Below are 1,001 nucleotides of genomic sequence, written 5' to 3' on the forward strand. Positions count from 1 at the left end.
GCGTTGCGGTCCTTGGCCACCGCCTCAAGGCGGTGGCGATCAGACGGCGTGATGGTGATCGAAACCCCGGTGCGCATGCGCCAGACTCGCATACGCGCCGACCGAGGGGAATCCCAAGCAGGACTCTTCCGTCAGGCAGAGACCACTAGGGCGGATCGACATTCAGGATTCACAACTGGCGCGATGTCTGATTCATGGGGTTCCGTGTTGAGACGCGGAGCCAATGATGGGGATCAAGCGCTACGAGCTGAATGAGGCGCAATGGCTGCGGATTGCGCCCTTGCTGCCCGGCAAGWCGAGCGATCCAGGTCGGACGGGCTCGGATAACCGCCTGTTTGTGAACGGTTGTCTGTGGGTTCTGCGCTCTGGTGCCCACTGGTGTGACCTGCCCGARCGCTATGGCAAGTGGAAGACGGTGCATCGGCGTTTCAGTCGCTGGTGCCATACCGGGGTGTGGGAGGCGGTGTTCAACGCGCTGACYGCCGACCGTGATAACCAATATCTGATGCTCGACAGCACCATCGTGCGCGCCCATCAGCAAGCGGCGGCGGGAAAAGGGGGGCCAAGGACCAGGCGCTGGGGCGTTCCAGAGGGGGACTGACCACCAAGGTCCACATGCTCGCCGACAGGCTCGGTCGGCCCTTGCGGTTGCGCATCACGCCCGGCCAGGCCAGCGACATCACAGCCGCTCCCGATCTCCTCGCAGGTCAGGAAGCCGATGCGGYGCTCGCCGACAAAGCCTATGACAGCAACGATTTGCGCAACCAGATTGCCGCAATGAAGGCACAGGCGGTGATCCCGTCCAAGCGCAACCGCAAGGTCTTCATCCCTCACGACGGCGAGATCTACAAACACCGCAACCGGATCGAGCGATGCTTCAATCGCCTCAAGCACTTCCGCCGCTTCGCCACACGCTACGACCGCAGAACCATCCACTTCACAGGCTTCGTCCACCTCGCCGCAGCAATGATATGGCTACGCTGAATGTCGATCCGCTCTAG

Annotated in this window: 1 pseudogene; it reads left to right on the forward strand. The window is 62.3% G+C overall.

What is annotated here, in order from left to right:
• Positions 1-226: 226 nt before the first annotated feature.
• A pseudogene (locus AC1DGP_RS35230) lies at positions 227-984 on the forward strand (IS5 family transposase).
• Positions 985-1,001 lie beyond the last annotated feature (17 nt).

The sequence above is a fragment of the Allobosea sp. 05T433 genome (genome assembly GCF_056396065.1).